This window comes from Sphingomonas bacterium (assembly GCF_903643065.1).
Lineage (GTDB): Bacteria > Pseudomonadota > Alphaproteobacteria > Sphingomonadales > Sphingomonadaceae > Sphingomonas.
Genome location: NZ_CAHJWX010000264.1, coordinates 1 through 4,099 on the forward strand (window position 1 = coordinate 1; position 4,099 = coordinate 4,099).

Consider the following 4,099-nt stretch of genomic DNA (forward strand, 5'->3'; position numbering starts at 1 on the left):
CGGCCTCCGCCCCGGGCGTGACGCTCGCGCGTGCCTCGGCCAGCGCCGCCTCGAACGCCGCCATGTCCACCGTCGCCGCGCCCGTGCCGCGCCGCAGCGTCACCAGCCCGGCGCGCCGCACCAAATCCTCCAGGTCCGCGCCCGTGAACCGTTCCGCCCGCCGCGCCACCGTGTCCAGGTCGACATCCGGCCCGAGCGGCATCCTGCCGGTCTGGATGCCCAGAATGCGCCGCCGCCCCGCCTCGTCGGGCAGGCCGACATAGATCAACTCGTCGAACCGGCCGGGCCGCAGCAGCGCCGGGTCGACCAGGTTGGGCCGGTTGGTGGCGCCGATCACCACCACCGATTGCAGTTCCTCCAGCCCGTCCATCTCGGCCAGGATCGTGTTGACGACGCGCTCGGTGACCTGCGGCTCGCCCATCCCGCCGCCGCGCGCGGGGACCAGGCTGTCCAGCTCGTCGATGAAGACGATGCACGGTGCCACCTGGCGCGCGCGCTGGAACAGCCGGGCGATCTGCTGCTCGCTCTCGCCATACCATTTGGACAGCAGGTCGGAGGACTTGGTGGCGATGAAATTCGCCTCCGCCTCGCGCGCCACCGCCTTGGCGAGCAGCGTCTTGCCCGTGCCGGGGGGACCATAGAGCAGGAAGCCCTTGGCCGGCCGGATGCCCAGCCGCCGGAACGCGTCGGGGTCCTTCAGCGGCAGCTCGACGCCTTCCTTCAGCCGCATCTGGGCGTCGTCAAGTCCGCCCACGTCCTCCCAGCGGACGCGCGGCGCCTCCACCATCACCTCGCGCATCGCCGATGGCTGGACGCGCTTGAGCGCCCCCAGGAAATCCTCGCGCGTGACGGACAGCTGGTCCAGCACCTCGGGCGGGATCGTCCGCTCCTCCAGGTTGAGTTGCGGCATGATCCGCCGCACCGCCTCGATCGCGGCCTCGCGCGCCAGCGCCGCCAGATCGGCGCCGACGAAGCCATAGGTGGTGCGCGCCAGTTCGCCCAGATCGACCTTGTCGCCCAGCGGCATGCCGCGCGTATGAATGCCCAGGATCTCGCGCCGCCCGCGCTCGTCGGGCACGCCGACCACGATCTCGCGGTCGAACCGGCCCGGCCGCCGCAGCGCCTCGTCGATCGCCTCCGGCCGATTGGTGGCGGCGATCACCACCAGGTTGGCGCGCGCCTCCAGTCCGTCCATCAGCGTCAGCAACTGCGCGACCAGCCGCTTCTCCGCCTCGCCCGTCACCTGGCCGCGCTTGGGCGCGATCGAGTCGATCTCGTCGATGAACACGATCGACGGCGCGTTCTTGGTCGCCTCCTCGAACACGGAGCGTAAGCGCCCTTCCGACTCGCCATAGGCGGAGCCCATGATCTCGGGCCCGTTGATCAGGAAGAACTGCGCGTCGCTCTCGTTAGCCACCGCGCGCGCGAGCCGCGTCTTGCCGGTGCCCGGCGGGCCATAGAGCAGCAGCCCCTTGGGCGGATCGACGCCCAGCCGCTGGAACAGCTCGGGGTAGCGCAGCGGCAGCTCCACCATCTCGCGCAGCTGGTCGATCGTGCCGGCCATGCCGCCCAGGTCGTCATAGGTGACGTCCGCGCGCCGGGCCGCTTCGGGCTCCTCATATTCGGGGCGCAGCTCGATCTCGGTGTTCTCGTCGATATGGACGATGCCCTTGGGCGCGGTCGCCACCACCAGCAGCCGGATCTCCTGCAGCGCATAGGCGGGCGCGTTCATGTAGCGCTGGACGCCGGGCGGCAGGTTGCCGACGCGCTGGTGCCCGGCGGTGGCGACCACATTGCCCTGCGCCAGCGGCCGCCCGACGAAGGTCCGCCGCAGCGCCTGCGCCGAGCCCTGGAGCCGGAGGTTCTGCTGCGCGGGCGCGAACACGACGCGCGCCGCCGGCTTCGATTGCGCCGCGCGCACCTCCACGAAGTCGCCGGAGCCGACGCCGGCGTTGGCGCGCTGGAGCCCGTCGATCCGCAGCAGGTCCAGCCCCTCGTCCTCCGGATAGGGCAGCACCGCGCGCGCCGGCGCGGATTGCTTGCCGACGACCTCGATGACATCGCCCTCGGTGATGCCCAGCGCCGCCATCAGCGCGCGGGGGACATGCGCGAGGCCACGCCCCGAATCCTCCGGGCGGCTGTTCGCCACCTGGATCCGCCGCGTCTCGCCGCCATCCGCGTCCGCCATCGAAGCTACTCCTACCGTCTGCGGCTGAACGGGTGGGAAGGAGGAAGGTGCCAGCGAAGGGTCGTGCCACGACCAGGGGGCAAGCCTGGGCCGCTGCTCACGTGGGCCCGGCGTAAAAAAAGGGGCCGGTGTGAACCGGCCCCGTGAAAGTTTTTAGGAGAGGATGCCTGAAAGGCATGGCTTAGATGCACTGCAGCATAGCTTGTTGCAATTGCGAAAAGAACGCCTCCGATTGCAAAGAGTGCATTCGTGTGGGAACGTTCCCGCGCTAGGGAGAGGCCATGCGTAGACTGCCGCCGTTGGGCGCGATCGAGGCGTTCGTCCAGGTCGCGCGACTGGGCTCGATCAAGGCGGCGGCGGACGAGCTGTCCCTGTCGGCGCCCGCGCTCAGTCGCCGCGTCCAGTCGCTGGAACGGTTCCTCGACAAGCCGCTGTTCGAGCGCCGGCATCAGGCGCTGGCGATCAACGCCGACGGCGAGCGGCTGCTCGGGCTGCTGGCGCCCGTCATGGACCAGCTGTCGGACGCGGTGGAGGCGATGACCAGCGGCACGGAGCTGCTGCGCCTGCGCCTGGGCGTGCTGCCGCTCTACGCGTCGCAGCGGCTGTTCCCGCATCTGGGCGAGCTGCGCCGCGCGCATCCCGCGCTGCACCTCGACATCGACACCGCCGGCCACGGCGTCGCGCGGCTGGGCGACGGGCTCGACGCCGCGATCATCCTGTCGCGCGACGTCGATCCGACGCTGCATGCCGACCGGCTCGATCGCAACGCCGTCTATGTCATCGGCGCCAAGGCGCTGCTCGACGGTCCCCAACCCGTCACCAGCCCCGCGCAGATCGGCGGCATGACCGCGCTGGTGCATCGCGAGATGACCGAAGCGTTCGACGCGTGGCGCCAACTCGCGGGCGTGGCGAACGTCGATCCGCTGGCGGTCGATTATTTCGATTCAGGGCCGCTGATGCTGGAGGCCGCCGCGCAGGGCCTGGGCGTCGCGTTCATGCATGAAAGCCATTTCAACGACGCGCGCGACCCCCGCCTCGTCCGCCTGTTCGACATCGAGGTGGAAAGCCCGTACTCCTACTGGTTCGTCTGCCGCCCCCGCGCGCTGCTGGCCAGGCCGGTGCGCATGTTCCGTGACTGGCTGGTCGACACGGTCAAGGGCGAAGGATCACCAGCCTAGCCCGCCACCGCCCGCAGCGCCGCCACGCGCGCGTTGAACCGGTGCAGGTCGTCTCCGACGAGCCGCGCGACCGAGTCGAGCGACAGGCCCATCGGGTTCACCGGCTTGCCGTCGCGCCACACCTCCCAATGCAGGTGCGGCCCCGTCGACAGGCCGGTCGAGCCGACATAGCCGATCACGGCACCGCGCCGCACCATCTCGCCGGGACGGACCGCGATGCGGCTGAGGTGGCGATAGGCGGTGGCCAGCGTCGGCGTGTGCACCAGCTCGATGTAATTGCCCGAACCGCCGGTCCAGCCGGTCCGCTGCACCCGGCCGTCGACCACGGCGATCACCGGCGTGCCGACGGGCGCGCCGATGTCGATGCCTTGGTGGAGGCGCGTGAAGCCAAGGATCGGGTGGAAGCGCGGGCCGAAGCCCGAGGTGATGTGGCCCGCGACCGGCATGGCCAGCTCGCCGCGCCGCTCGTTCTCGCCGTTCGCGTCCCACCAGCCGGTGCCGCCGTCGTTCGTCCAGCGCACCAGCGTCAGCGGATGCGCACCGTCGATCGCCGCCAGCTGAAGCTCGCCCAGCCGCGTCTCGCCGGTGGCGGCGCGCTCGCGGTCGATCACCAGGTCGAAGCGGTCGGCGGCGGCCACGTCGCGCCCGACCGAGATTCGGGTCGCCAGCGCGCGGATGAACGTCTCGACGATGTCGGCCGGCACCCCCGCCGCGCGCGCGGCGCGATACAGCG

General features: G+C 71.0%; 3 protein-coding genes. 1 reads left to right on the forward strand and 2 read right to left on the reverse strand.

What is annotated here, in order from left to right:
• A partial coding sequence (locus HUU95_RS09980; protein ID WP_174279979.1) for a CDC48 family AAA ATPase occupies positions 1-2,188 on the reverse strand: 2,188 nt, incomplete at its 3' end.
• 281 nt (positions 2,189-2,469) lie between these two features.
• Here HUU95_RS09980 and HUU95_RS09985 point away from each other — a divergent pair.
• On the forward strand, positions 2,470-3,366 hold the full coding sequence (locus HUU95_RS09985; protein WP_174279980.1) for a LysR substrate-binding domain-containing protein: 897 nt from the start codon (positions 2,470-2,472) through the stop codon (positions 3,364-3,366).
• Here the strand turns inward: HUU95_RS09985 and HUU95_RS09990 are convergent.
• Positions 3,363-4,099 (reverse strand): M23 family metallopeptidase (locus HUU95_RS09990; protein WP_174279981.1); only part of this gene is annotated, 737 nt, incomplete at its 5' end. The genes HUU95_RS09985 and HUU95_RS09990 overlap by 4 nt on opposite strands.